This window comes from Bacillus sp. FSL E2-8900 (assembly GCF_037966225.1).
Classification (GTDB): domain Bacteria; phylum Bacillota; class Bacilli; order Bacillales; family Bacillaceae_G; genus Bacillus_A; species Bacillus_A cereus.
Map to the genome: position 1 here is coordinate 725,001 of NZ_CP150193.1, position 22,031 is coordinate 747,031.

Sequence of the window (22,031 nt, forward strand, 5' to 3'; positions counted from 1 at the left end):
GGCGCCCAAAGGTTCCCTCAGAATGGTTGGAAATCATTCGTAGAGTGCAAAGGCATAAGGGAGCTTGACTGCGAGACCTACAAGTCGAGCAGGGACGAAAGTCGGGCTTAGTGATCCGGTGGTTCCGCATGGAAGGGCCATCGCTCAACGGATAAAAGCTACCCCGGGGATAACAGGCTTATCTCCCCCAAGAGTCCACATCGACGGGGAGGTTTGGCACCTCGATGTCGGCTCATCGCATCCTGGGGCTGTAGTCGGTCCCAAGGGTTGGGCTGTTCGCCCATTAAAGCGGTACGCGAGCTGGGTTCAGAACGTCGTGAGACAGTTCGGTCCCTATCCGTCGTGGGCGTAGGAAATTTGAGAGGAGCTGTCCTTAGTACGAGAGGACCGGGATGGACGCACCGCTGGTGTACCAGTTGTTCTGCCAAGGGCATAGCTGGGTAGCTATGTGCGGAAGGGATAAGTGCTGAAAGCATCTAAGCATGAAGCCCCCCTCAAGATGAGATTTCCCATAGCGTAAGCTAGTAAGATCCCTGAAAGATGATCAGGTTGATAGGTTCGAGGTGGAAGCATGGTGACATGTGGAGCTGACGAATACTAATAGATCGAGGACTTAACCATATAATATGTAGCAAATGTTATCTAGTTTTGAAAGAATATAAAAAACTTATTGACTTTCGAGGTCAAATGAGTTAAAATGATTCTTGTCTTAAATGAATATAGTCTGGTAATGATGGCAGAGAGGTCACACCCGTTCCCATACCGAACACGGAAGTTAAGCTCTCTAGCGCCGATGGTAGTTGGGACCTTGTCCCTGTGAGAGTAGGACGTTGCCAGGCAAAATGGAGGATTAGCTCAGCTGGGAGAGCACCTGCCTTACAAGCAGGGGGTCGGCGGTTCGATCCCGTCATCCTCCACCATATATGTCGGAGGGGTAGCGAAGTGGCTAAACGCGGCGGACTGTAAATCCGCTCCTTCGGGTTCGGCAGTTCGAATCTGCCCCCCTCCACCATTCTTAATTAATGGGCTATAGCCAAGCGGTAAGGCAACGGACTTTGACTCCGTCATGCGCTGGTTCGAATCCAGCTAGCCCAGCCATTAAGAGCCATTAGCTCAGTTGGTAGAGCATCTGACTTTTAATCAGAGGGTCGAAGGTTCGAGTCCTTCATGGCTCACCATTTTAATGAAATATGCGGGTGTGGCGGAATTGGCAGACGCACTAGACTTAGGATCTAGCGCCTTTGGCGTGGGGGTTCGACTCCCTTCACCCGCACTTTTAATAAAATAACTCATACATGTCTTGCGGAAGTAGTTCAGTGGTAGAATACAACCTTGCCAAGGTTGGGGTCGCGGGTTCGAATCCCGTCTTCCGCTCCAATTTTCAATATGACATGCCGGGGTGGCGGAACAGGCAGACGCACAGGACTTAAAATCCTGCGGTGGGTGACCACCGTGCGGGTTCGACCCCCGCCCTCGGCACCATATGCGCCCGTAGCTCAATTGGATAGAGCGTTTGACTACGGATCAAGAGGTTAGGGGTTCGACTCCTCTCGGGCGCGCTTTTATTAACGGGAAGTGGCTCAGCTTGGTAGAGCACCTGGTTTGGGACCAGGGGGTCGCAGGTTCAAATCCTGTCTTCCCGATATTCCCAAAAAACATGGGGCCTTAGCTCAGCTGGGAGAGCGCCTGCCTTGCACGCAGGAGGTCAGCGGTTCGATCCCGCTAGGCTCCACTTTATTTAATATATGTCTCGGAGGTATACCCAAGTTCGGCTGAAGGGATCGGTCTTGAAAACCGACAGGCGGTGAGAATCGCGCGGGGGTTCGAATCCCTCTACCTCCTCCATTTTTTCTTTAATGGTTTAGACATATAATAATAAAATATTTATTTTTTTCCTTCATGGAGGTATACCCAAGTTCGGCTGAAGGGATCGGTCTTGAAAACCGACAGGCGGCGAGAGTCGCGCGGGGGTTCGAATCCCTCTACCTCCTCCATTTTTTAAAACTTTATATTGTCGCGGGGTGGAGCAGCACGGTAGCTCGTCGGGCTCATAACCCGAAGGTCGCAGGTTCAAATCCTGTCCCCGCAACCAAATGGTCCCGTGGTGTAGTGGTTAACATGCCTGCCTGTCACGCAGGAGATCGCCGGTTCGACCCCGGTCGGGACCGCCATTTATGTTGGCTCGGTAGCTCAGTCGGTAGAGCAGAGGACTGAAAATCCTCGTGTCGGCGGTTCGATTCCGTCCCGAGCCACCATTTTTTTATGCCGGCTTAGCTCAATTGGTAGAGCAACTGACTTGTAATCAGTAGGTTGGGGGTTCAAGTCCTCTAGCCGGCATCATTTAGGGGCATAGTTTAAAGGTAGAACTGAGGTCTCCAAAACCTCCAGTGTGGGTTCGATTCCTACTGCCCCTGTAAAGTATATGGGCCTATAGCTCAGCTGGTTAGAGCGCACGCCTGATAAGCGTGAGGTCGATGGTTCGAGTCCATTTAGGCCCACCATATATTATTCCGCAGTAGCTCAGTGGTAGAGCTATCGGCTGTTAACCGATCGGTCGTAGGTTCGAGTCCTACCTGCGGAGCCATGGCCCGTTGGTCAAGTGGTTAAGACACCGCCCTTTCACGGCGGTAACACGGGTTCGAATCCCGTACGGGTCATACAAAAAGAGTCAGCATTATGCTGGCTCTTTTTTATTTTGTTAATCCTTTTTATTACGTTACTTTCCAGAAATAAATAAAGGAATTTTGGAAAAGCTATGGTATGTATAAAAAGGAGGAAATCATAATGACACGAGTGAGAGACTTAATGAGTACCCATATTGTACATTGTACACCGCTAGACAATGTATATGAGGCAGCTGTAAAAATGAAGGAAGAATCGGTTGGATTAATTCCTGTTGTTGAAAATGAGCAAGTTGTTGGGCTTGTTACTGATCGTGATTTAGTCGTTCGAGGGATTGCTGAAAAACATCCTGGATCTAATAAGATTACAAATGTAATGACAACAAATATTATCTCAGTTTCTCCAAATGATTCTATTGAAAAAGCTACAGAGCTAATGGCACAGCATCAAATTAGACGATTACCAGTAGTTGATAGTGGTCAACTTATTGGCATGTTAGCACTAGGAGATTTAGCTATAAGGGAATCAGCAGATGATCAAGCTGGATTTGCCTTGAGCGAAATCTCAGAGCGTACAGAGTAAATTGAAACTTTCATTAACCGAGAGTTTAATGGTCACTCATAAAGAGCTAAATTATATATAAATTTCAGATACATTATTCTAGTATATATGGATTAAACTAATATGTTAGCGTGATGTATCTGAGACATTATATAATAAGTATGTGGTTAATAATTTCGACATTTTTTTAAAATTTGTTATTCTTAATTTTTAATAAGAGAAAAGATGATATACTGATAGATATAAGTATTATGAGAGATTTTGAATATAACAATATTAATTTTTAGTGGTGCGATAATAAATTAATATTTCCTACATAGATGAAAAGGGAAGGGGAATTATATGAAGGCTGTACAGGGCGATCCAAATTGGAATTTGGTTACAGATACATATATAGAACCAAATAATTTCGCTGAATTATTTTCTTTGCTTGTACCTTGTCACCCAAAAGGTGAGGGGAAAGAACGAACTATATTAGTATGGAAAGAGAAAGAATTTTATAAAGAAGAAAATTTAGCGGCATTTATCGTATATGGCATGAATAAAGCAAAGAAATTACCGCAGTTTCATAAAGATGAAATTCCAACTTTAGTGCGTATTCTTCGCTTATGCCAAGAGATTGGTTGGTATGAAGAGGCAAATGATTTTATGATAGCGCAAGGATTAGCTGAGTTTGTTCATACTTCATTGCAATATGAAACATGGGATCTTTTGACGCAATCAGTTGCTTTAAATTATTTAATTATTAAATATCGTATAGATGAATTGACAGATAGGGATATTGAAATTTGGGATAGAGTTAAATTTAATGAGAAGTGTATAACCGATTGTAAACATTTATTATCTCATAAAGAAGTATTGGAATTTACATTCTTTTATATGTGCAAGAGAGCGAAATCATTATCAAAAGAGCAATTAAATAGTGATATGATGAGTTTAGCAATGTATTGTAATACTTTTGTATATGATTTGTATACACATGATTTATTACGGAAATATCGTAAGTGTACAGATTTCCTATCATATTATGGACCTAGTCAGGCAGTTTTAGCATGTCAAAGAGCTGTATTATCTCAAATTTCCGATCGCTTATACCCATTAAAGACAACGCATGTAGATGATTATTTATATGTGATGAAAGAAATGATGGAGCATATGACGATAGGAGTAATGGATCGATATGGTCATTTTATTGGAAAGCTACTATCTTATGTGCCATTTTTCGAAATGATACAAGTTCCACAGCATGCATATTATTGTGAAGAATTACTGTATATTTGTAAGGGCATTGAATATAAAGAAGAAACACTACGCAATTATATATTTATACAATTACATGATTGTTTACCATCATTCTTTAGGCTATTTCTTAAAAATAAGCGTTACGCAACGATTCATGATATTCTTTTCTATTGGTGCGATGACGAACAACGAATGAGCTTAGAGAAAAAATATAATTTGAGCTTTATTTATGAAAAATATGCTTGTGGATAAACAATATTTTCGATATGAAAAATTAATATAAATTAAAAAGGATCTCCAGTTTATGTGAGATCCTTTTTGTTAGTAAAACAAGGAGAAAGTGATTAAGACAAGAAACAACATTCCATATAGGAGAAGTTGTGCAGTATAACTTCCTTGTATACCAAAAAAAGTATTGGCTTTCTTATACAAATTCAATATGTATTTTATTGGAGTATCTTTGAAAGATTGGTACACAGTGTCTCCTCTTTCTAAGCTTCTTGTTTTTGTTTTTGGTTATAAGGGACATTAATATATCTAGCTACAAATAATAAAACAGCCATAAAGAATACTGGAAATACAGTAGATAAATAAAAGCCATTACTAATTATATTTGTTATGAGAGCACTCAAAAGAAAAATAGCATTATAAATATGGGCAATTTTTTGTTTTAGTTGCACTTGAAATGATTCCATCATAATTTCTAATGCAACAAAAGCAATAATAATAGATAAAAATACAATATTTGTATTGTAAATGATTAAACAACAGATTAAACCTAAAAAGGCTACGTATTCAATTATAAGAGGTATATTGCGTGGCATACAATTTACCTAACTAAATATGGCAGTGGATTTACTGCATTTGTTTTTTCAAAATTCCATTCTCCATTATGTAATTCAAAATGAAGATGTTGCCCGTATGAATGACCTGTGTTTCCCATATGACCTATTAATTGTCCAGTTTGTACTTGATCACCAGCTTGTACAGTGCGATCCTTCATATGAGCATAAACAGTTGTATATAATTTCCCATTGATTTGATGCGCAATGAAAACAACATTGCCATAGCTAGCTGAATAATAAGATTTCACAACTTTACCTGCAGCAGCAGCTTGGATAGAGACGTTTCCTGGAGCGGCAATATCTATACCATAATGCATTTGTTCCCAGCGTATATCAAAGGTTGAGCTAATTCTTCCTTGAGCGGGGAATTTGAAAGCAGCTGGAATTGATGAAGGCTGATCTGTTTTAGCTTGTGGTTGATTTTGTACTACATAGTGTTTTGCTACATATCCGTATCCTGTGCCAAAACGAATTTTATACCAAGTACCTACAGTTTCTACTACTTGTACTTGTGTACCGTTTTGTAATGAACCGAGTAGAGCGCTACTTGTACTAGCGGTGCTACGTACATTTAGATTAGGTGTTGCAACAGTATATTTTGTATTATTTTGAACGGTGATTCCTTTTACTAAGGGTTGTGAACCATTAGATATGAATGCTTTTTGTACGTAACCTGTTTGGCCATTATGTGATATTTTATACCATTCGCCTTGATCTTCTTGAACGGTAATAAACTTACCATTTGGTAATACATCTAAAATGGAAGATTCTAAATTAGGTTCAGAGCGAACGTTTAATGCATTAGCATTAACGATGTATTGATCATTAGATTGAAGTTTGTTTTTTAGTAAAATAGCATCTTTTTGTACATAACCTACTTTATTATGAACAGATACTTTATACCAACCATTAGTTGTTTCAAGGATGTTCACTTTTGTATTAAAGCGAATTGTATCAATTGATGTGCTTTTTACGTTATCTTCTGTATGTAATGCTACTTGATCGACTTTGACATACCCAGTTTTAATATTAGATAATTGTTCAGCGTTTGCTTTTTGTACATTTGTTTCACCCATAGAAGGAAGTAAAGAAGCAATCGCTACAGTAGTTGCTGTTAAAGCAGTAGCTTTCATATTCATGGAATAGAGACCTCCTCTAGTTGTATAGTTGTAATTTTATTATAGTATAAAGATATAATATAGTGGGGGTATTCACATAAATGTAATATGAAATCAATATAAAAATAAATTTTTTGAAGATAATGATTCCTTTTTATACAATTAATCAGGGTTTTATTTTCTAAAATAGAATGTATGTATTGTATAATTTTGATATTATGTTGATAATTAAGAAAATTAAAAAAGTTGATGATGTCTTATTAGGGTGTTATACTGACAGTGATAATTTTATAGTTTGCTAGGAGAGCTGGTGTTGCCAGCTGAGAGTAGGCCGTAAGCCTTTGATCCTTTTTATTACCTGATCTAGATTATGCTAGCGTAGGGAAGCAATTCGGACACTAACAATGAGTCCCCGTTTCTTTGCGTATAGAAACGGGGCTTTTTTATTTGAAAATTTCATATTGAAACCACTAGGGGTGCTTGACTTGCTGAGAGAGGAATAATCCTTAACCCTTACAACACCTGATCTAGGTAATACTAGCGAAGGGAAGTGGAACATCGAATAAATGTATAACTTTATTTGCTGTAACCACTTCTTATATATAGAAGTGGTTTTTTATTTAGATACATATATTGAAAGGGGATAGAGAAATGAAATTTTGCAATAGATTATTAGAAACTGTGCAACCGGTATGGGAGATGAGTCATAATCATCCGTTTGTAGTGGGTATGGGAGATGGCACGTTAGAAAAAGATAAATTCCAGTATTATATTATTCAAGATTATTTATATCTGCTAGATTATGCAAAGTTATATGCGATTGGTGTTGTAAAAGCAACGAATCCACAAGTAATGGGAAAGTTCGCTGAACAAATTGATGGAATATTAAATGGCGAAATGACAATCCATAAACAATATGCAAAAAGACTTGGAATTTCTATAGAGGAGATAGAGTCTGCGAAACCATCTGCTAAAAATTTAGCTTATACAAATTACATGATGTCTGTATCTCAAAATGGCACACTTGCGGAATTAATAGCAGCGCTTCTTCCATGTATGTGGAGCTATTGGGAAATTGGAAAGCGTTTAAATGATATTCCTGGAGCAAGAGATCATGAGTTTTTTGGTGAGTGGATTCAAGGATATAGTTCGGAAGAATACGGTAATCTTTGTATTTGGTTAATAGATTTATTAAATGAAATGGCAGTTGGAAAGTCTGAGAAAGAACTAGAAAGATTAGAGGAGATTTTCTTAAATTCCAGTCGATTTGAATATTTATTCTGGGATATGTCCTATCGTAAGGAGATGTGGGGATTTGAGGAGCAAGAACATACTACAGTTTCATAATGTTTCTTTTCATTACGATGAGAAACCAATCACCCATGAATTAAATGCTTCTATACATGAGAAAGAGTTTGTCAGTATTATCGGACCGAGTGGATGTGGGAAAAGTACTTTATTTCGCCTTATTACAGGTCTAGAAAAGGTAAGTACTGGACAGATAGAACTGACAGAAACAAAGCACCATCCTGTAGGATATATGCCGCAAAAAGATATGCTTTTGCCGTGGAGAACAATTATTGAGAATGCTGCCCTGCCGCTAGAGTGCCAAGGTGTACAGAAGAAAGAAGCAGAAGTAAAGGCAAAGGAACTGTTACATAAATTTGGTTTGCAAGGGTATGAGAAAAAATATCCGAAAGATTTATCTGGTGGTATGAGACAACGTGTATCTTTTATTCGAACTTTATTAACAGGCGGGGAGATATTGCTGTTAGATGAACCATTTAGTGCGTTGGATGCTTTAACGAAGACCTCTTTGCAAGAATGGTTGTTTGAACAATGGCAAGAGTGGGAAAAAACAATTTTATTCATTACTCATGATGTTGAAGAAGCGTTATTTCTTTCAAACCGAGTTTTAGTAGTGGAACAGCAGCCGATAACGACTTTGACTGAACGGACTGTACCGCTTGATCATAACAGAACACGAAAAGATTTATATAAACCGGAAGTATTAGCGCTGAAAGATGAGCTTCTTAGTATGTTACAAAGGCAGGTACTTGTGTGATGAACCGATTGAAAGAATTAGTTCCTGCTATTACACTTTCTAGTATTTTACTAGCTGTGTGGGAAATAGGAGCAAGAATTGTAGATGAGATGTACATTTTACCGTCACCTTCTGCGATTTTAATGAAGATATGGAAACTAAAAGACATATTATTTACAGTTCATTTACCTGCAACGTTATACGTCGTTTTAATAGGTGTTGTTATCTCTATCGTATTAGGTGTAGGGCTAGCGATGTTAATGAATGCGAGTACATGGATGGAGAGAGCATTTTATCCATTATTAGTTGCTTCACAAACGATTCCGATTACTGCGCTTGCTCCGCTATTTGTTTTATGGTTTGGATATACAATTTGGAGTAAGGTTGTTGTCACAGTTTTAATTACGTTTTTCCCAATTGCGGTCAATACGTATGATGGACTGCGTAGTACGAAAAAAGAATGGGAGGAGCTCTTAGTTACATATGGAGCAACAAAAAGAGATATTTTTCTTAAATTAAAGTTGCCGTCTGCTCTTCCTTATTTTTTCTCAGCTTTAAAAATTGCAGTTCCGCTTAGTGTTATCGGAGCAGCAATTGGAGAATGGCTCGGTGCACAAGCTGGGCTTGGATATTTCAGTAAGAGAATGATGACGCAGTTAGATGGAGCTGGCGTATTTGCACCTATTGTATTGTTATCATTATTAGCTATTTTCTTCGTCGTAATTATTTCCATATTAGAAAAGAAATTCATTAGTTGGAGGAAGCATTCATGAAATTTTTAAAGCGCATCTTTGTGTTTACATTATTAATTGCAATAATTGCAGGATGTTCGAGTAATTCAGCATCAGACAAAAGTAAAAAAGAGAAAGAAATAACAGTCATGTTAGATTGGTATCCAAATGCGGTACATAGCTTTATCTATGCAGCAATTGAAAAAGGATACTTTAAAGAAGAAGGTGTAAAGGTAAATATTAAATTCCCTTCTAATCCGACTGATCCATTAACGCTGGCAGCAGCAGGGAAGGTGACAGTGGGCTTGTATTATCAGCCAGATGTTGTTATGGCGAGAGCGAATGAGCAAATTCCAGTGAAATCAATTGGGGCTGTCGTACGTTCACCATTAAATCATGTTGTATCACTGAAATCAGCGGGCATTCAATCACCGAAAGATTTAGAAGGAAAAACAGTAGGATACTCTGGAACACCATTAAGTGAGATGTATTTAAAAACGATGGTAAAAGAAGCTGGTGGTAATCCTGATACAGTGAAAGTAGTAGATGTTGGCTTTGATTTAGTACCAGCATTAATTACGAAGAAAGTAGATGCGGTAACAGGGGCATACATTAACCATGAAGTACCTGTTATGCGTCATGAAGGCCATGAACCAGCGTACTTTAATCCAGCTGATTACGGAGTACCAAACTATCATGAGCTTGTGTTTGTAACAGGTGATAAAACGTTGAAAAAAGATAAAGAGGCGTTGCAAGCTTTCTTACGTGGTACGAAAAAAGGCTATGATTTCATGAAGAAAAACCCAGATGAAGCATTGAATATTTTATTAAATCATCAAGAAAAAGAAAACTTCCCACTTGTGCCAGAAGTTGAAAAGGAAAGTATGAAAATTTTATTAGAGAAGATGGAAACGAAAGATGAGCCATTCTTATCAGATTCAAAAGAATCTTGGGAGAAACAAAATAAGTGGCTGAAGGACAAAGGAATGACGAAAGAAACCGTCCCAGCCGATGAATTATTCGAAAATATTTTAAAGTAGGCGAATGAATATGAAAAATGAGCTCCACGTAATCTCAAATGGCCATATGCCATTCGAAGAGTTAGTGAATGTAGCGATGCAAATTGAGAGTGAGATTGATTATCTGCATATTCGTGAGCGTGAGAAGAGTACGAAGGAATTATATGAAGGTGTGGAAAGTCTATTAATGGAGGGCTTTCCGGCTTCTAAAATTGTCATAAACGATCGAATTGATATTGCAATTTTATTAAATATTCCTCGTGTTCAACTAGGATATCGAAGTACAGATGTAAAGTCAGTGAAAGAAAAGTTTTCGTATTTGCATGTCGGTTATTCTGTGCATTCGCTAGATGAAGCAATAGTAGCTTTTAAAAATGGAGCGGATTCACTCGTTTATGGCCATGTATTTCCGACAGATTGTAAAAAAGGTGTGCCAGCGAGAGGGCTTGAAGAAATTTCAGACATTGCAAGGTGTTTATCTATACCGATTACAGCAATTGGAGGAATTACCCCAGAAAACACAGTGGATGTTCTTACTAACGGTGTAAGCGGTATAGCAGTTATGTCTGGAATTGTAAGTAGTAGTAACCCGTATAGCAAAGCGAAATCTTATAAGGAATCAATAAGAAAGTGGGCGGAAAAACATGTGTGAGAAGTATGATGTAGCGATTATTGGTGGTGGTGTAATTGGTAGTTCAGTTGCACATTTTCTAGCAGAAAGAGGACATAAAGTAGCGATTGTGGAGAAGCAAAGTATTGCATCGGAAGCTTCAAAAGCAGCTGCTGGTTTACTTGGTGTTCAGGCAGAATGGGATGCGTATGATCCGCTATTTGAACTTGCTAGAGAAAGCCGAGCTATATTTCCACAACTTGCAGCAGTTTTACGTGAAAAGACGGGTGTTGATATTGGATATGAAGAAAAAGGAATTTATCGTATTGCTCAAAATGAAGATGAGAAGGAAAGAATTCTTCACATTATGGATTGGCAGCAGAAAACAGGTGAAGATTCTTATTTTCTAACGGGAGACCATGTGCGGGAAAAAGAGCCATATCTATCCGAATCTATTATAGGAGCAGTATATTATCCGAAAGACGGTCATGTTATTGCACCAGAGCTTACGAAAGCATTCGCACATTCTGCAGCGATTTCCGGTGCTGATATATATGAACAGACAGAAGTATTTGATATCCGTATTGAAAATAATAAAGTGACTGGAGTTATTACAAGTGAAGGTATTGTCACATGTGAGAAAGTCGTTATTGCAGGAGGTTCATGGAGCACGAAGTTACTCAGTTATTTTCACCGCGATTGGGGTACATATCCAGTTAAAGGAGAAGTGGTTGCGGTAAGAAGTAGAAAACAACTTTTAAAAGCACCTATTTTTCAAGAAAGATTTTACATTACTCCAAAGCGCGGTGGACGTTACGTAATTGGGGCAACAATGAAGCCACATACGTTCAATAAAACTGTGCAGCCAGAAAGTATAACTTCTATATTAGAGCGTGCTTATACAATATTGCCAGCTTTAAAAGAAGCAGAATGGGAAAGCACGTGGGCAGGATTAAGACCACAATCGAATCATGAAGCTCCCTATATGGGAGAGCATGAAGAAATAAAAGGTTTATATGCTTGCACGGGCCATTATCGAAACGGTATTTTATTAAGTCCTATTTCTGGCCAATATATGGCTGATTTAATAGAAGGAAAGCAAGAGAATCATTTGCTAGATTCATTGCTTTCTAGAAGAGTTTAGAAAGGGGATGGAAGTTTGAATTTAAAAATTAATGGTAACCAAATTGAAGTGCCAGCGAGTGTAAAAACAGTAGCTGAGCTACTTACACATTTAGAGCTAGATAACAGAATTGTTGTAGTAGAGCGTAATAAAGATATTTTACAAAAAGATGATCATACAGATACATCTGTTTTTGATGGAGACCAAATTGAGATTGTAACTTTCGTAGGAGGCGGTTGATTATGTTAAACATTGGACCATTTTCATTTCATTCTAGACTTTTATTAGGAACAGGTAAATTCCCTGATTTTGACGTACAGCAAAAGGCAATTGACGTTTCTGAAGCTGAAATTTTAACGTTTGCAGTACGTCGTATGGATATCTTTGATGCAAAGCAACCTAATTTATTAGAGAAACTTGATGTGAAAAAATATACGTTATTACCAAATACAGCAGGAGCAAAAAACGCTGAAGAGGCTGTTCGTATTGCAAAATTAGCAAAAGCTTCTGGGCTTTGTGACATGATAAAGGTAGAAGTTATTGGTGATGATAGAACGTTATTACCTGATCCGGTAGAAACATTAAAGGCATCTGAAATGTTACTGGAAGAAGGATTTATCGTACTTCCGTATACATCTGATGATGTTGTATTAGCACGTAAATTACAAGAGCTTGGCGTGCATGCGATTATGCCAGGAGCATCTCCAATCGGATCAGGACTTGGTATTGTAAATCCATTAAATTTGAGCTTCATTATTGAACAAGCGACAGTACCAGTTATCGTTGATGCCGGTATTGGTAGCCCAGCTGATGCGGCATTTGCAATGGAATTAGGAGCAGATGGCGTGTTATTAAATACAGCTGTATCAGGAGCAAAAGATCCTATTAAAATGGCACAAGCAATGAAATTAAGTATTGAAGCAGGCCGTTTAGGATTTGAAGCAGGTCGCATTGCACGTAAGCGTTGTGCAACTGCAAGTAGTCCTTTAGAAGGAATGAGCGTAGTTGAATAATCGATATTCTCGCCAAGAACTATTTTCTCCAATTGGAGAAGAAGGACAGCAAAAGATAAGAGAAAAGCATGTGCTTATTATCGGTGCAGGTGCATTAGGTAGTGCAAATGCAGAGATGTTTGTAAGAGCAGGTGTTGGCAAGATAACAATTGTTGACCGTGATTATGTAGATTGGAGTAATTTACAAAGACAACAATTGTATGCAGAGAGCGACGTAAAGAATAATCTTCCAAAAGCTATAGCGGCTAAAAAACGTTTAGAAGAGATTAATAGTGATGTAACAATAGAAGCTCTCGTTCAAGATGTAACAGCTGAAGAGCTAGAAGAACTTGTTATAAATGTTGATGTAATTATTGATGCGACTGATAATTTCGAAACGCGCTTTATTGTAAATGATATATCACAAAAATATTCTATTCCATGGATTTACGGTGCATGTGTAGGTAGTTACGGTCTTTCTTACACAATCCTTCCTAGTAAAACACCATGTTTATCATGTTTATTACAGTCGATTCCGCTTGGCGGGGCAACATGTGATACAGCGGGTATTATATCACCTGCTGTATCTCTTGTCGTTTCTCATCAAGTAACAGAAGCTCTTAAACTGTTAGTAGAAGATTACGAATCACTTCGAGATGGGCTTGTATCGTTTGATATGTGGAAGAATGAGTATTCATGTATGAATGTGCAAAAACTTCGCCAGCATAATTGTCCTTCATGCGGAGAGAATGCATTATATCCGTATTTAAATAAAGAAAACACATCAAAAACAGCAGTTTTATGCGGGCGAAATACAGTTCAAATTAGACCACCTCATAAAGATGAAATGAATTTTGAACAATATAAAGAGTTGTTGGAAGGTCGTGTAAATGATTTAAATATAAATCCATATTTACTATCATTTTCTGTTGAAGACAAGAGGTTAGTAGCCTTTAAAGATGGCCGTGTGCTCGTACATGGAACGAAAGATATAAGCGAAGCAAAAACGATTTATCATCGCTATTTTGGATAGAAAAGGATGAGTGGGATGAAAGTGAATAAAGCTTTAACAATTGCAGGGTCTGATAGCGGCGGCGGTGCTGGAATTCAGGCAGATTTAAAAACATTCCAAGAGCTTGGTGTATACGGAATGACGGCTATTACGGCAATTACTGCTCAAAACACGCTTGGCGTTCAAGGGGTATATCCTGTTCCATTAGAAGGTATTACAGAACAGCTGAATTCAATTGGTACGGATGTAACACCAGATGCAGTGAAACTAGGAATGTTATTTAGTAGTGAAATAATTCAAATTGTTGCAGAACAAATTAAAAAGTTTGGCTGGAATAATATTGTGCTAGATCCCGTTATGATTGCAAAAGGCGGTGCATCATTATTACAGCAAGAAGCAGTTCAAGCATTAAAAGAATATTTATTACCAGTAGCAACTGTTATAACACCGAATGTCCCAGAAGCAGAAGTGTTAACTGGGATGGAGATTCATAATGTTGAAGATAGTAAGGAAGCTGCAAAAATATTGCATGAATTAGGTGCTAAATATGTGCTTATGAAGGGCGGACATGCAGAATATCAAGGGAATGAAGTAATTGATTTCCTCTTTGATGGAGAAAAATTTATTGAGTTTAGAAGCGAGCGAATTCCTTCAAAGCAAACGCATGGAAGTGGGTGTACATTTGCTTCAGCGGTTACAGCAGGACTTGCGAAAGGATACTCAATTGAAGATGCTGTTCAAGAAGCAAAACGATTTATTAGTATAGCAATTGAAGAGCCATTGAATATTGGTAGTGGTCATGGACCGACGAATCATTTTGCGTATAAAGTGAATAGAACGCGTGTATAGATAAGTGAAAAGCCAGTTTTATAACTGGCTTTTTTTCTGTTTACTTTTTCAAAATACAGGAGTAATATATCAGCCAGAATACATTTTTTTGTAAACGCTGAGTCCAATTATATGGAGCGGAGGAACCAATTTGTGCAGTGTCACTAGGGGTGAATCTTTCAAGTTTGAAAGTAGGGCTACTCTCAAAGTCCGAATCCGACAGCTAACTTCGTAAGCGTCTTGAGAGAGGACGGTGCCATGATGGATACATCACTTCATCGATCTGATTAGTATAGGGGAATATCAATCTATGTTTGATTTCTTTTATACTAAGGAGGATGAGGTACATGGAACTAACACTTATTTGTGTTGGAGAAGAAAGTAAGGTAAATAGTTTAAGAGATTTAGTATCATTTCAACATGAGTTAATTATTTTTACAGCAAATGAAGAGATAGCGGCTGAAGTTAGGAATTGTGGGTTTGATTGGACTTATAGCTGCAGTAAGGAGCAGGACTTTACTAGTATTTGTGAGTGTATTAAGAAGGTGATTTTACTAGGGGATGAGCTTCCAATCGTTAGTTTTTTCACAGAACACATTCGCTTTTCTTTTCAAGCACCTATTACTGTTGTTACAAGGAATAAACGATATCCAGCGAGGCTCTATGAAACAATTGGAGCTAAGTTTGTCGTGTTTACAAATTGTGATAATATTTCTTTTTTATTTTTTGAATAGGGCGGGGGAAGAAATGATGAAGGTACTATTACTTGGAGATATAGCAAATCGTTGGGCAGTATCGGTAGAGCGAGTTCAAGAATTGGTTCAGATCGATCCCCTTTTTCCAGGGCCGTATATTATATTACCATCAAAAGATGCTTTGTATTTAGAGGTAGATATTACCGAGTATGAGCAGCTACATGCAGAATTGACACAAGTTTATATTCGCGGGAGAAATTTACGTGCATTTTTACGAGGAGAATAAAGGTTGAATAAAAAAGAGCGAATGCTGAGTGCAACAAGCTATGCACTTCATGTCATTCGCTCTTTTTATTTCATATTTAAAAGGTCATTTTTAAGAAAAGAGAAGAGAAATAAAGAAAATAGATGAAATAATAGTAATAATCTTCAATGTAAGCGTTTAAATGAATGTAAATATTATTATTTTCAGTAATTTACTCCTTTACAAGTGAAATATAGAGGAGTATATTTACTCTCATAAATCATTCATAAAATTTCCAAAAAAACCTAAAATCGCTGAGTTCCAGAAATGGAGCGGGGGAACCAATTTTGTGCATCGTCACTTGGGGTGAATCTTTCAGTTTTGAAAGTAGGGCTACTCTTTAGGCCCGAATCCGACAGCTAACCTCGTAAGCGTTTAGAGAGGAGGTTTACTTTTTGTTGTTCATTTTTTGAACACTGAGTAGAGCTCAGTGTTCTTTTTTAATATTTAAATGGTAAATTTTAACAAAAATCAAAGCGAGGGATAGCTATGTTAGATGTTGTAATGGTCGGGATTTTTATTTTATTAGTTGCATCAATGGCAAGTCTTGCAAGTTGGTCAGATAAAGTTGTGAAAGAAGGAAAGCAATCATGATGATTGTCTTATCGGTTATTGTCGCAGCAATTACAGTGTATTTAGTGTATGCATTATTAAATCCAGAGAAGTTTTAATTAGGGGGAATCATTCATTATGATTTGGGTTGCAGTCATTATTACAATGCTCTTGTTTATTTTAGTAGCAAAGCCAACGGGGGTTTATTTAGAAAAAGCTTTTCAAGGTAGCAAAACGCTAGATAAAGTATTTGGGCCTTTTGAAAAACTTATTTTTAAAATTACGGGTGTAAAAGAATACAATCAAACGTGGAAACAGTACGCATTATCATTAGTTTTACTCAACGGATTTATGATTGTTGTTGTATATTTCATTTTCAGATTACAAGGTGTGCTGCCGTTAAATCCAGCGCATATTGAAGGGATGGAGCCTACGCTCGCTTTTAATACAGCGATTAGTTTTATGGCTGATACAAATTTACAGCATTATAGCGGTGAAAATGGTTTATCCTATTTATCACAATTAATCGGGATTACATTTTTAATGTTTGCGGCACCAGCAACGACATTAGCGCTCGTTATGGCTTTTATAAGAGGACTTGCTGGAAAAGAACTTGGTAACTTTTTCGTTGATTTTACGAGAGCGTTAACGAGAGTGTTTCTTCCTATTGCATTTATTGCGGCACTAGTTTTTGTCGCACTTGGCGTACCGCAAACGTTAGATGGGGCGGTTACAGCACAAACGATTGATGGGGCAAAGCAAAGTATATTACGTGGACCTGTTGCATCATTCGTTTCCATAAAGGAACTTGGAAATAACGGCGGTGGATTTTTCGGAGCGAACTCTACGCATCCTTTTGAAAATCCAGGACAAATGAGTAATATTTTGCAAATGATGCTTATGATGTTATTACCAACAGCACTTCCATTTACGTACGGACGAATGGTAGGAAATAAAAAACAAGGTCGCATCCTTTTCGTATCACTTTTTATGGTGTTTTTACTAGGATTTATAACGATTACGACATCTGAACTAAATGGGAATCCGGCATTAAATGGAATGGGTATCGAACATGTACAAGGAAGTACAGAAGGGAAAGAAGTACGATTTGGAACAGTATTTTCTTCACTATACGCAACGGTAACGACAGCTGCTGAAACAGGCGCTGTTAATACGATGCATGATACGTTAACACCAATTGGCGGTTTAGTTCCGCTTGTAAATATGATGTTAAATACTGTGTATGGCGGCGTTGGAGCAGGTTTTGTAAACATTATTATGTATGCAATTATCGCGGTGTTTATATCTGGGTTAATGGTTGGACGGACACCAGAGTTTTTAGGTAAAAAGATTGAAGGTAAGGAAATGAAATTAATCGCGGTCACGATTTTATTTCATCCATTGCTCATTTTAGGATTTTCGGCATTAGCTCTTTCAACAAATTTAGGGACGGATGCTATTTCTCATTCCGGTTTCCACGGTTTGACGCAAGTGGTATATGAATATACATCGTCAGCTGCGAATAACGGATCTGGATTTGAAGGATTAGGAGATAATACACCGTTTTGGAATATTACGACTGGTTTAGTTATGTTTTTAGGACGTTACTTCAGTTTAATTACGATGCTAGCTGTGGCAGCTTCATTGAAAGAAAAAACGGTAGTGCCAGAAACAGTCGGAACGTTCCGTACAGATAATAGTTTATTTGGTGGCATCTTCATCGGAACAATTGTAATTGTCGGTGCATTAACATTCTTCCCAATGTTAGTACTCGGTCCAATTGCAGAATTTCTTACATTGAAGTAATGGAGGGTAAATGATGAGACCGGTAGTAGTAAAAGAAAAACAATTAAATGAGTCCCAAATACATGCTGTAGAAGATGAAGTTAGACAAGCGAAAACGATGGATCGTGATATCGTAACACATGCGATGAAGCAATCCGTTGCGAAATTGAATCCGAAGGTCATGATAAAGAATCCGATTATGTTCGTTGTGGAAATTGGATTTATCATTACGTTCATGTTATCTTTTCTTCCAAGCAGTTCTAGTAGTATACCAGGATGGTTTAATATAACAGTTTCTCTCATTCTATTATTTACAGTTTTATTTGCGAATTTTGCAGAAGCATTAGCAGAAGGTCGTGGTAAAGCGCAAGCCGATTCTTTAAAGCAGTCGAAGAAAGATGTGTTTGCAAATGTAGTAAAAGAAAATGGAGACATTGTCCAAGTTTCAGCAACTGATCTTAGAAAAGGTGACGTTGTTATCGTAAAACAAGGAGAAATGATTCCAAGTGATGGCGAAGTAATCAAAGGATTAGCATCTGTAGATGAATCTGCAATTACAGGTGAATCAGCTCCTGTTATAAAAGAAGCAGGCGGTGATTTTTGTTCCGTAACAGGTGGAACGATGGTCGTAAGTGATGAAATTACAATTGTCATTACGAGTAATCCTGGTGAATCATTTATCGATAAAATGATTTCTTTAGTAGAAGGAGCTGCTCGTCAAAAAACGCCGAATGAGATTGCTTTAAATACAGTATTAACGAGCTTAACTCTTATTTTCTTGATCGTCGTTGTGACGTTGCCGATTTTTACAAATTATTTAGGTTTTCAAATTGATACTGCTGTACTTGTAGCGTTGTTAGTATGTTTAATTCCAACGACAATTGGTGGTTTGCTATCAGCGATTGGTATTGCTGGGATGGACCGGGTAACAAAATTTAACGTGTTAGCGATGTCAGGGAAAGCAGTAGAAGCTGCTGGCGATATTAATACAATTATTTTAGATAAAACAGGTACAATTACTTTTGGGAACCGAATGGCTCATACATTATTACCTGTAGGAAATGAAACGATTGAGCAAGTTGGAAAGTGGGCCGCTATTAGTTCTGTTTTAGATGAAACACCAGAAGGTCGATCTGTTATCGAGTATGTGCAGGGAAAATCTATATCATATAATAGAGAACTTGCAGAACAAGGTGAGTTTGTTCCGTTTAAAGCAGAAACGAGAATGAGTGGTGTTGATTTACAAGACGGAACGAAAGTGAGAAAAGGTGCTGTAGGTGCCGTTATTGAATGGGTTGAGTCACAAGGCGGAACAATTCCGAAAGATGTAAATCAAAAAGCAGACTTAATTTCAAAAGAGGGCGGAACACCACTTGTAGTTGCAGTAGATAATCGTATTTATGGCTTAATTTATTTAAAGGATACAGTAAAACCGGGTATGCGTGATCGTTTTGAACAGTTGCGCCAAATGGGGATTAAAACGGTTATGTGTACAGGTGATAATCCGTTAACAGCAGCAACGATTGCAAAAGAAGCTGGAGTAGATGAATTCGTTGCCGAGTGTAAACCGGAAGATAAAATTGCTGTTATTAAAGCAGAGCAAGATAAAGGGAAACTTGTAGCGATGACAGGTGATGGTACAAATGATGCTCCAGCATTAGCACAGGCGGACGTTGGATTAGCGATGAACAGTGGTACGACAGCAGCGAAAGAAGCGGCGAACATGATTGATCTAGACTCAAATCCAACGAAAATTATTGAGGTTGTAGGAATCGGTAAGCAATTGTTAATGACGCGAGGTGCTTTAACGACGTTTAGTATTGCGAATGATATAGCGAAATATTTTGCAATCATTCCAGCAATGTTTACACTTGCGATTCCGCAAATGGAAGCATTAAACATTATGAAACTAACATCACCACTGTCAGCAATTTTATCAGCATTAATATTTAACGCTGTTATTATTCCATTACTCATTCCGTTAGCGATGAAAGGTATTGCATATAAACCGATGAGTTCTAATGCATTGCTTAGCCGAAACTTACTTATTTATGGGCTTGGCGGAGTTATCGTTCCGTTCATTGGAATTAAGGTAATTGATATGATTGTCGGCTTGTTTATATAAGGAAGAGGGGAAAAAGATGGAGAAGAAACAAAGTATACTATCACCAATTATCCGTATTACTTTTACATTTCTAGTGTTGTGTGGACTTGTATACCCACTTATTGTTACTGGTATTGCACAAGCAGTAATGAAGGATAACGCGGATGGAAGTCTAATATATAATGATAAAAATGAAGTGATTGGTTCTAAATTAATTGGTCAAAACTTCACGGATCCACGTTATTTTCAAGGGCGTGTTTCTAGTATTGAATATAAGGCTGAAGCATCTGGTTCAAATAACTATGCACCATCTAATCCAGATTTAGCAAAGCGAGTAGAGAAAAGTATTGCGGACTGGAAGGAAAAAAATCCAGCTGTTCCGGTTACAGAAATACCAATAGATTTAGTGACAAATTCAGGTTCAGGGCTTGATCCTGATATTAGTCCAAAGGCGGCCTCGGTGCAGGTGGATCGCATCTCGAAATTAACGAATATTCCGAAAGAAAAACTTAATCAATTGATTAAAGATCAAACAGAAGGTGCTGCGCTTGGTTTATTTGGAGAGACCCGCGTAAACGTCTTAAAGCTAAATTTGGCATTACAGAAATTAATGAAATAGTAACAGTGCTACCTCAATCTAATGGATTGAGGTAGCGTTGTTTCGAATGAAAGGTAGTGTTTATTTTGTATGCAGATGATTATGAACCGAAGTTTCAAAGGCGAACGCCAGAGGAATATTTAGAATATATTCGTCAGCAAAATCGCGGAAAGTTAAAGCTATATGTAGGAGCAGCTCCAGGCGTAGGAAAAAGTTATAAAATGCTCTTTGATGCAAGGGAAATGAAAAAAGATGGAATTGATATTGTAATTGGTTTAATTGAAACGCATGGAAGAAAAGAGACGGAAGAAGCAATTGCTGATTTAGAAAAAGTTCCTTTGAAAGAAATACAGTATAAAGGAAAGGTATTTTATGAGCTTGATGTGGAAGGAATAAAAAAACGCGCGCCGCAAGTAGTTGTAGTGGATGAACTTGCGCATAGTAATGTTCCTGGTTCTAAACATAAGAAACGTTATATGGATGTGCAGGAATTGTTAGAGGCTGGTATATCGGTATTATCAGCTTTTAATATTCAACATTTAGAAAGTGTTCATGATATTGTAGCTCAAATTACGAATGTAAAAGTAAGAGAACGAATTCCAGATTTTATTTTACAAAAAGCAAATGAAATTCAGCTCGTTGATGCAACGCCCGAGGTATTAAGGAAGAGACTAATAGACGGAAAGATATATAAAGAAGAAAAAATTCAGCAAAGCTTACAAAACTTCTTTACACTTAATAATTTAGGAGCACTTAGGGAATTATCACTTCGAGAAGTTGCGGATGATATGGACGAGAAAATTAGCCAAACAGTAATAGAACCGATTGGCGTAAAAGAAAAAATTCTCGTTTGTGTACAATACAGTTCAACAGCGGAGAAATTAATACGACGGGGATGGCGCATGGCTGATCGGTTAAATGCTGAATTGTACGTATTAAACGTTGAGAGGGAAAATATAGATTCTATTTCAGCTGGAAAAAAGCAGACGATCGAAGAGTGGAAGGCGCTCACGAATCAATTTGATGCAAGTTTTGTATTAGAAGAAGCAAAGGGAAGAAAGCCAGCGGATGTTATTATTGAAGTCGCGAAAAGATTGCAAGTAACACAAATTTTACTTGGACAATCGGCTAGAACAAGGTGGGAAGAAATACGAAAAGGCTCTATTGTAAATGAAATTATGAGACAAACAAAGTATATTGATATTCATATTGTTGCGGATCAAAGAGGATAAATAGAGCCGACCTT

The 22,031-nt window shown here is 37.8% G+C and carries 23 protein-coding genes, 20 tRNA genes, 2 rRNA genes and 4 riboswitches (1 of these 49 only partly in view); of the genes, 43 read left to right on the top strand and 2 right to left on the bottom strand.

Going from position 1 to position 22,031, the window contains the following annotated elements; all coding sequences use genetic code 11:
* The 24 genes from NST90_RS03615 to NST90_RS03730 form a co-directional block, all read left to right on the top strand.
* Positions 1-621: ribosomal RNA gene (locus tag NST90_RS03615) — 23S ribosomal RNA — on the top strand (it extends 2,301 nt beyond the left edge of the window).
* Positions 622-723: 102 nt separating this feature from the next.
* Positions 724-839 (top strand): 5S ribosomal RNA (gene rrf, locus NST90_RS03620).
* A 5-nt stretch (positions 840-844) separates the two neighbouring features.
* Positions 845-920, top strand: a tRNA-Val gene (locus tag NST90_RS03625).
* Between the two features lie 8 nt (positions 921-928).
* Positions 929-1,012, top strand: a tRNA-Tyr gene (locus tag NST90_RS03630).
* 11 nt (positions 1,013-1,023) lie between these two features.
* Positions 1,024-1,098 (top strand) — tRNA-Gln (locus NST90_RS03635).
* Positions 1,099-1,102: 4 nt separating this feature from the next.
* Positions 1,103-1,178 (top strand) — tRNA-Lys (locus NST90_RS03640).
* A 14-nt stretch (positions 1,179-1,192) separates the two neighbouring features.
* Positions 1,193-1,273: transfer RNA gene (locus NST90_RS03645), tRNA-Leu, on the top strand.
* A gap of 29 nt (positions 1,274-1,302) precedes the next feature.
* Positions 1,303-1,377: transfer RNA gene (locus NST90_RS03650), tRNA-Gly, on the top strand.
* A gap of 16 nt (positions 1,378-1,393) precedes the next feature.
* Positions 1,394-1,482, top strand: a tRNA-Leu gene (locus NST90_RS03655).
* 3 nt (positions 1,483-1,485) lie between these two features.
* Positions 1,486-1,559 (top strand) — tRNA-Arg (locus tag NST90_RS03660).
* Between the two features lie 10 nt (positions 1,560-1,569).
* Positions 1,570-1,643 (top strand) — tRNA-Pro (locus NST90_RS03665).
* Between the two features lie 16 nt (positions 1,644-1,659).
* Positions 1,660-1,732: transfer RNA gene (locus tag NST90_RS03670), tRNA-Ala, on the top strand.
* Positions 1,733-1,752: 20 nt separating this feature from the next.
* A tRNA-Ser gene (locus tag NST90_RS03675) sits at positions 1,753-1,845 on the top strand.
* 56 nt (positions 1,846-1,901) lie between these two features.
* Positions 1,902-1,994 (top strand) — tRNA-Ser (locus tag NST90_RS03680).
* A 21-nt stretch (positions 1,995-2,015) separates the two neighbouring features.
* Positions 2,016-2,092: transfer RNA gene (locus tag NST90_RS03685), tRNA-Met, on the top strand.
* A 3-nt stretch (positions 2,093-2,095) separates the two neighbouring features.
* Positions 2,096-2,171 (top strand) — tRNA-Asp (locus NST90_RS03690).
* An 8-nt stretch (positions 2,172-2,179) separates the two neighbouring features.
* Positions 2,180-2,255 (top strand) — tRNA-Phe (locus tag NST90_RS03695).
* Positions 2,256-2,264: 9 nt separating this feature from the next.
* Positions 2,265-2,337: transfer RNA gene (locus NST90_RS03700), tRNA-Thr, on the top strand.
* 6 nt (positions 2,338-2,343) lie between these two features.
* Positions 2,344-2,414, top strand: a tRNA-Trp gene (locus NST90_RS03705).
* Positions 2,415-2,424: 10 nt separating this feature from the next.
* Positions 2,425-2,501 (top strand) — tRNA-Ile (locus NST90_RS03710).
* 8 nt (positions 2,502-2,509) lie between these two features.
* Positions 2,510-2,584: transfer RNA gene (locus NST90_RS03715), tRNA-Asn, on the top strand.
* A 1-nt stretch (position 2,585) separates the two neighbouring features.
* Positions 2,586-2,657 (top strand) — tRNA-Glu (locus tag NST90_RS03720).
* A 127-nt stretch (positions 2,658-2,784) separates the two neighbouring features.
* Positions 2,785-3,204, top strand: coding sequence for a CBS domain-containing protein (locus NST90_RS03725; protein ID WP_000199011.1), 420 nt, complete (start codon positions 2,785-2,787; stop codon positions 3,202-3,204).
* A 321-nt stretch (positions 3,205-3,525) separates the two neighbouring features.
* Complete coding sequence (locus NST90_RS03730; RefSeq protein WP_283748291.1) at positions 3,526-4,677, top strand: DUF3965 domain-containing protein; 1,152 nt, start codon at positions 3,526-3,528, stop codon at positions 4,675-4,677.
* 239 nt (positions 4,678-4,916) lie between these two features.
* On the opposite strand, the gene NST90_RS03735 is transcribed toward NST90_RS03730, so the two are convergent.
* Together NST90_RS03735 and NST90_RS03740 are read right to left on the bottom strand one after the other, a co-directional pair.
* Positions 4,917-5,249 (bottom strand): hypothetical protein, encoded by a 333-nt coding sequence (locus NST90_RS03735; RefSeq protein ID WP_001137823.1) that lies wholly within the window; start codon positions 5,247-5,249, stop codon positions 4,917-4,919.
* 5 nt (positions 5,250-5,254) lie between these two features.
* A complete protein-coding gene (locus NST90_RS03740; RefSeq protein WP_001056037.1) occupies positions 5,255-6,409 on the bottom strand; it encodes an SH3 domain-containing protein in 1,155 nt (384 codons plus the stop codon).
* 269 nt (positions 6,410-6,678) lie between these two features.
* A riboswitch (TPP riboswitch) is annotated at positions 6,679-6,790 on the top strand.
* Between the two features lie 60 nt (positions 6,791-6,850).
* Positions 6,851-6,954, top strand: a riboswitch (TPP riboswitch).
* Positions 6,955-7,039: 85 nt separating this feature from the next.
* Here NST90_RS03740 and tenA point away from each other — a divergent pair.
* The 19 genes from tenA (at position 7,040) to kdpDN (ending at position 22,017) form a co-directional block, all read left to right on the top strand.
* Complete coding sequence (gene tenA, locus NST90_RS03745) at positions 7,040-7,735, top strand: thiaminase II (protein WP_044306892.1); 696 nt, start codon at positions 7,040-7,042, stop codon at positions 7,733-7,735.
* A complete protein-coding gene (locus tag NST90_RS03750; RefSeq protein WP_001256824.1) occupies positions 7,704-8,453 on the top strand; it encodes an ABC transporter ATP-binding protein in 750 nt (249 codons plus the stop codon). The genes tenA and NST90_RS03750 overlap by 32 nt, the downstream gene beginning before the upstream one ends.
* The gene (locus NST90_RS03755) at positions 8,453-9,205 is read left to right on the top strand and encodes an ABC transporter permease (protein ID WP_001080853.1); all 753 of its coding nucleotides are present in this window, start codon (positions 8,453-8,455) and stop codon (positions 9,203-9,205) included. The genes NST90_RS03750 and NST90_RS03755 overlap by 1 nt, the downstream gene beginning before the upstream one ends.
* On the top strand, positions 9,202-10,203 hold the full coding sequence (locus NST90_RS03760) for an ABC transporter substrate-binding protein (protein WP_000670416.1): 1,002 nt from the start codon (positions 9,202-9,204) through the stop codon (positions 10,201-10,203). The genes NST90_RS03755 and NST90_RS03760 overlap by 4 nt, the downstream gene beginning before the upstream one ends.
* Positions 10,204-10,213: 10 nt before the next feature.
* Positions 10,214-10,834, top strand: coding sequence for a thiazole tautomerase TenI (gene tenI, locus NST90_RS03765; protein WP_000787170.1), 621 nt, complete (start codon positions 10,214-10,216; stop codon positions 10,832-10,834).
* A complete protein-coding gene (thiO, locus tag NST90_RS03770; protein ID WP_000333313.1) occupies positions 10,827-11,936 on the top strand; it encodes a glycine oxidase ThiO in 1,110 nt (369 codons plus the stop codon). The genes tenI and thiO overlap by 8 nt, the downstream gene beginning before the upstream one ends.
* A gap of 15 nt (positions 11,937-11,951) precedes the next feature.
* On the top strand, positions 11,952-12,155 hold the full coding sequence (thiS, locus tag NST90_RS03775) for a sulfur carrier protein ThiS (protein WP_001049502.1): 204 nt from the start codon (positions 11,952-11,954) through the stop codon (positions 12,153-12,155).
* 2 nt (positions 12,156-12,157) lie between these two features.
* Positions 12,158-12,928: a thiazole synthase gene (gene thiG / locus NST90_RS03780; protein WP_000931981.1), complete on the top strand. Its 771-nt coding sequence runs from the start codon at positions 12,158-12,160 to the stop codon at positions 12,926-12,928.
* Entirely contained in the window at positions 12,921-13,940 is a 1,020-nt protein-coding gene (thiF, locus tag NST90_RS03785) for a thiazole biosynthesis adenylyltransferase ThiF (protein ID WP_001065417.1), read from the top strand. Before thiG ends, thiF begins: the two co-directional genes overlap by 8 nt.
* 15 nt (positions 13,941-13,955) lie before the next feature.
* Positions 13,956-14,768, top strand: coding sequence for a bifunctional hydroxymethylpyrimidine kinase/phosphomethylpyrimidine kinase (thiD, locus tag NST90_RS03790; protein ID WP_000867387.1), 813 nt, complete (start codon positions 13,956-13,958; stop codon positions 14,766-14,768).
* Positions 14,769-14,853: 85 nt separating this feature from the next.
* Positions 14,854-15,001: riboswitch (cyclic di-AMP (ydaO/yuaA leader) on the top strand.
* A gap of 93 nt (positions 15,002-15,094) precedes the next feature.
* Complete coding sequence (locus NST90_RS03795; protein WP_000424090.1) at positions 15,095-15,481, top strand: hypothetical protein; 387 nt, start codon at positions 15,095-15,097, stop codon at positions 15,479-15,481.
* A 13-nt stretch (positions 15,482-15,494) separates the two neighbouring features.
* Complete coding sequence (locus NST90_RS03800) at positions 15,495-15,728, top strand: hypothetical protein (RefSeq protein ID WP_001985933.1); 234 nt, start codon at positions 15,495-15,497, stop codon at positions 15,726-15,728.
* A 3-nt stretch (positions 15,729-15,731) separates the two neighbouring features.
* Positions 15,732-15,854: a hypothetical protein gene (locus NST90_RS03805; RefSeq protein WP_001034421.1), complete on the top strand. Its 123-nt coding sequence runs from the start codon at positions 15,732-15,734 to the stop codon at positions 15,852-15,854.
* Positions 15,855-15,988: 134 nt separating this feature from the next.
* Positions 15,989-16,134: riboswitch (cyclic di-AMP (ydaO/yuaA leader) on the top strand.
* A 101-nt stretch (positions 16,135-16,235) separates the two neighbouring features.
* Positions 16,236-16,340 carry a SipW-dependent-type signal peptide-containing protein gene (locus NST90_RS03810; RefSeq protein WP_000887894.1) on the top strand — a complete coding sequence of 35 codons (105 nt, stop codon included), beginning with the start codon at positions 16,236-16,238 and terminating at the stop codon, positions 16,338-16,340.
* Positions 16,340-16,417 carry a K(+)-transporting ATPase subunit F gene (kdpF, locus tag NST90_RS03815; protein ID WP_223153441.1) on the top strand — a complete coding sequence of 26 codons (78 nt, stop codon included), beginning with the start codon at positions 16,340-16,342 and terminating at the stop codon, positions 16,415-16,417. Before NST90_RS03810 ends, kdpF begins: the two co-directional genes overlap by 1 nt.
* A gap of 19 nt (positions 16,418-16,436) precedes the next feature.
* Complete coding sequence (gene kdpA / locus NST90_RS03820) at positions 16,437-18,104, top strand: potassium-transporting ATPase subunit KdpA (protein WP_006914749.1); 1,668 nt, start codon at positions 16,437-16,439, stop codon at positions 18,102-18,104.
* Between the two features lie 13 nt (positions 18,105-18,117).
* A complete protein-coding gene (gene kdpB, locus NST90_RS03825) occupies positions 18,118-20,208 on the top strand; it encodes a potassium-transporting ATPase subunit KdpB (protein WP_142318462.1) in 2,091 nt (696 codons plus the stop codon).
* Between the two features lie 16 nt (positions 20,209-20,224).
* Positions 20,225-20,806, top strand: coding sequence for a K(+)-transporting ATPase subunit C (kdpC, locus tag NST90_RS03830; protein ID WP_000412594.1), 582 nt, complete (start codon positions 20,225-20,227; stop codon positions 20,804-20,806).
* Between the two features lie 56 nt (positions 20,807-20,862).
* A complete protein-coding gene (kdpDN, locus tag NST90_RS03835) occupies positions 20,863-22,017 on the top strand; it encodes a KdpD-like non-kinase potassium sensor (RefSeq protein WP_074619043.1) in 1,155 nt (384 codons plus the stop codon).
* Positions 22,018-22,031: the final 14 nt, after the last annotated feature.

Excerpts from the sequence above, each read along its gene's own strand:
- kdpF (WP_223153441.1), top strand. The coding sequence starts at position 16,340 with ATGATTGTCTTATCGGTTATTGTCGCAGCAATTACAGTGTATTTAGTG.
- kdpA (WP_006914749.1), top strand. The coding sequence starts at position 16,437 with ATGATTTGGGTTGCAGTCATTATTACAATGCTCTTGTTTATTTTAGTA.
- NST90_RS03800 (WP_001985933.1), top strand. The coding sequence starts at position 15,495 with ATGATGAAGGTACTATTACTTGGAGATATAGCAAATCGTTGGGCAGTA.
- thiO (WP_000333313.1), top strand. The coding sequence starts at position 10,827 with ATGTGTGAGAAGTATGATGTAGCGATTATTGGTGGTGGTGTAATTGGT.
- tenA (WP_044306892.1), top strand. The coding sequence starts at position 7,040 with ATGAAATTTTGCAATAGATTATTAGAAACTGTGCAACCGGTATGGGAG.
- thiD (WP_000867387.1), top strand. The coding sequence starts at position 13,956 with ATGAAAGTGAATAAAGCTTTAACAATTGCAGGGTCTGATAGCGGCGGC.
- NST90_RS03725 (WP_000199011.1), top strand. The coding sequence starts at position 2,785 with ATGACACGAGTGAGAGACTTAATGAGTACCCATATTGTACATTGTACA.
- NST90_RS03760 (WP_000670416.1), top strand. The coding sequence starts at position 9,202 with ATGAAATTTTTAAAGCGCATCTTTGTGTTTACATTATTAATTGCAATA.
- kdpC (WP_000412594.1), top strand. The coding sequence starts at position 20,225 with ATGGAGAAGAAACAAAGTATACTATCACCAATTATCCGTATTACTTTT.
- tenI (WP_000787170.1), top strand. The coding sequence starts at position 10,214 with ATGAAAAATGAGCTCCACGTAATCTCAAATGGCCATATGCCATTCGAA.
- NST90_RS03810 (WP_000887894.1), top strand. The coding sequence starts at position 16,236 with ATGTTAGATGTTGTAATGGTCGGGATTTTTATTTTATTAGTTGCATCA.
- NST90_RS03730 (WP_283748291.1), top strand. The coding sequence starts at position 3,526 with ATGAAGGCTGTACAGGGCGATCCAAATTGGAATTTGGTTACAGATACA.
- NST90_RS03735 (WP_001137823.1), bottom strand. The coding sequence starts at position 5,249 with ATGCCACGCAATATACCTCTTATAATTGAATACGTAGCCTTTTTAGGT.
- NST90_RS03755 (WP_001080853.1), top strand. The coding sequence starts at position 8,453 with ATGAACCGATTGAAAGAATTAGTTCCTGCTATTACACTTTCTAGTATT.
- NST90_RS03795 (WP_000424090.1), top strand. The coding sequence starts at position 15,095 with ATGGAACTAACACTTATTTGTGTTGGAGAAGAAAGTAAGGTAAATAGT.
- thiG (WP_000931981.1), top strand. The coding sequence starts at position 12,158 with ATGTTAAACATTGGACCATTTTCATTTCATTCTAGACTTTTATTAGGA.
- kdpB (WP_142318462.1), top strand. The coding sequence starts at position 18,118 with ATGAGACCGGTAGTAGTAAAAGAAAAACAATTAAATGAGTCCCAAATA.
- NST90_RS03740 (WP_001056037.1), bottom strand. The coding sequence starts at position 6,409 with ATGAATATGAAAGCTACTGCTTTAACAGCAACTACTGTAGCGATTGCT.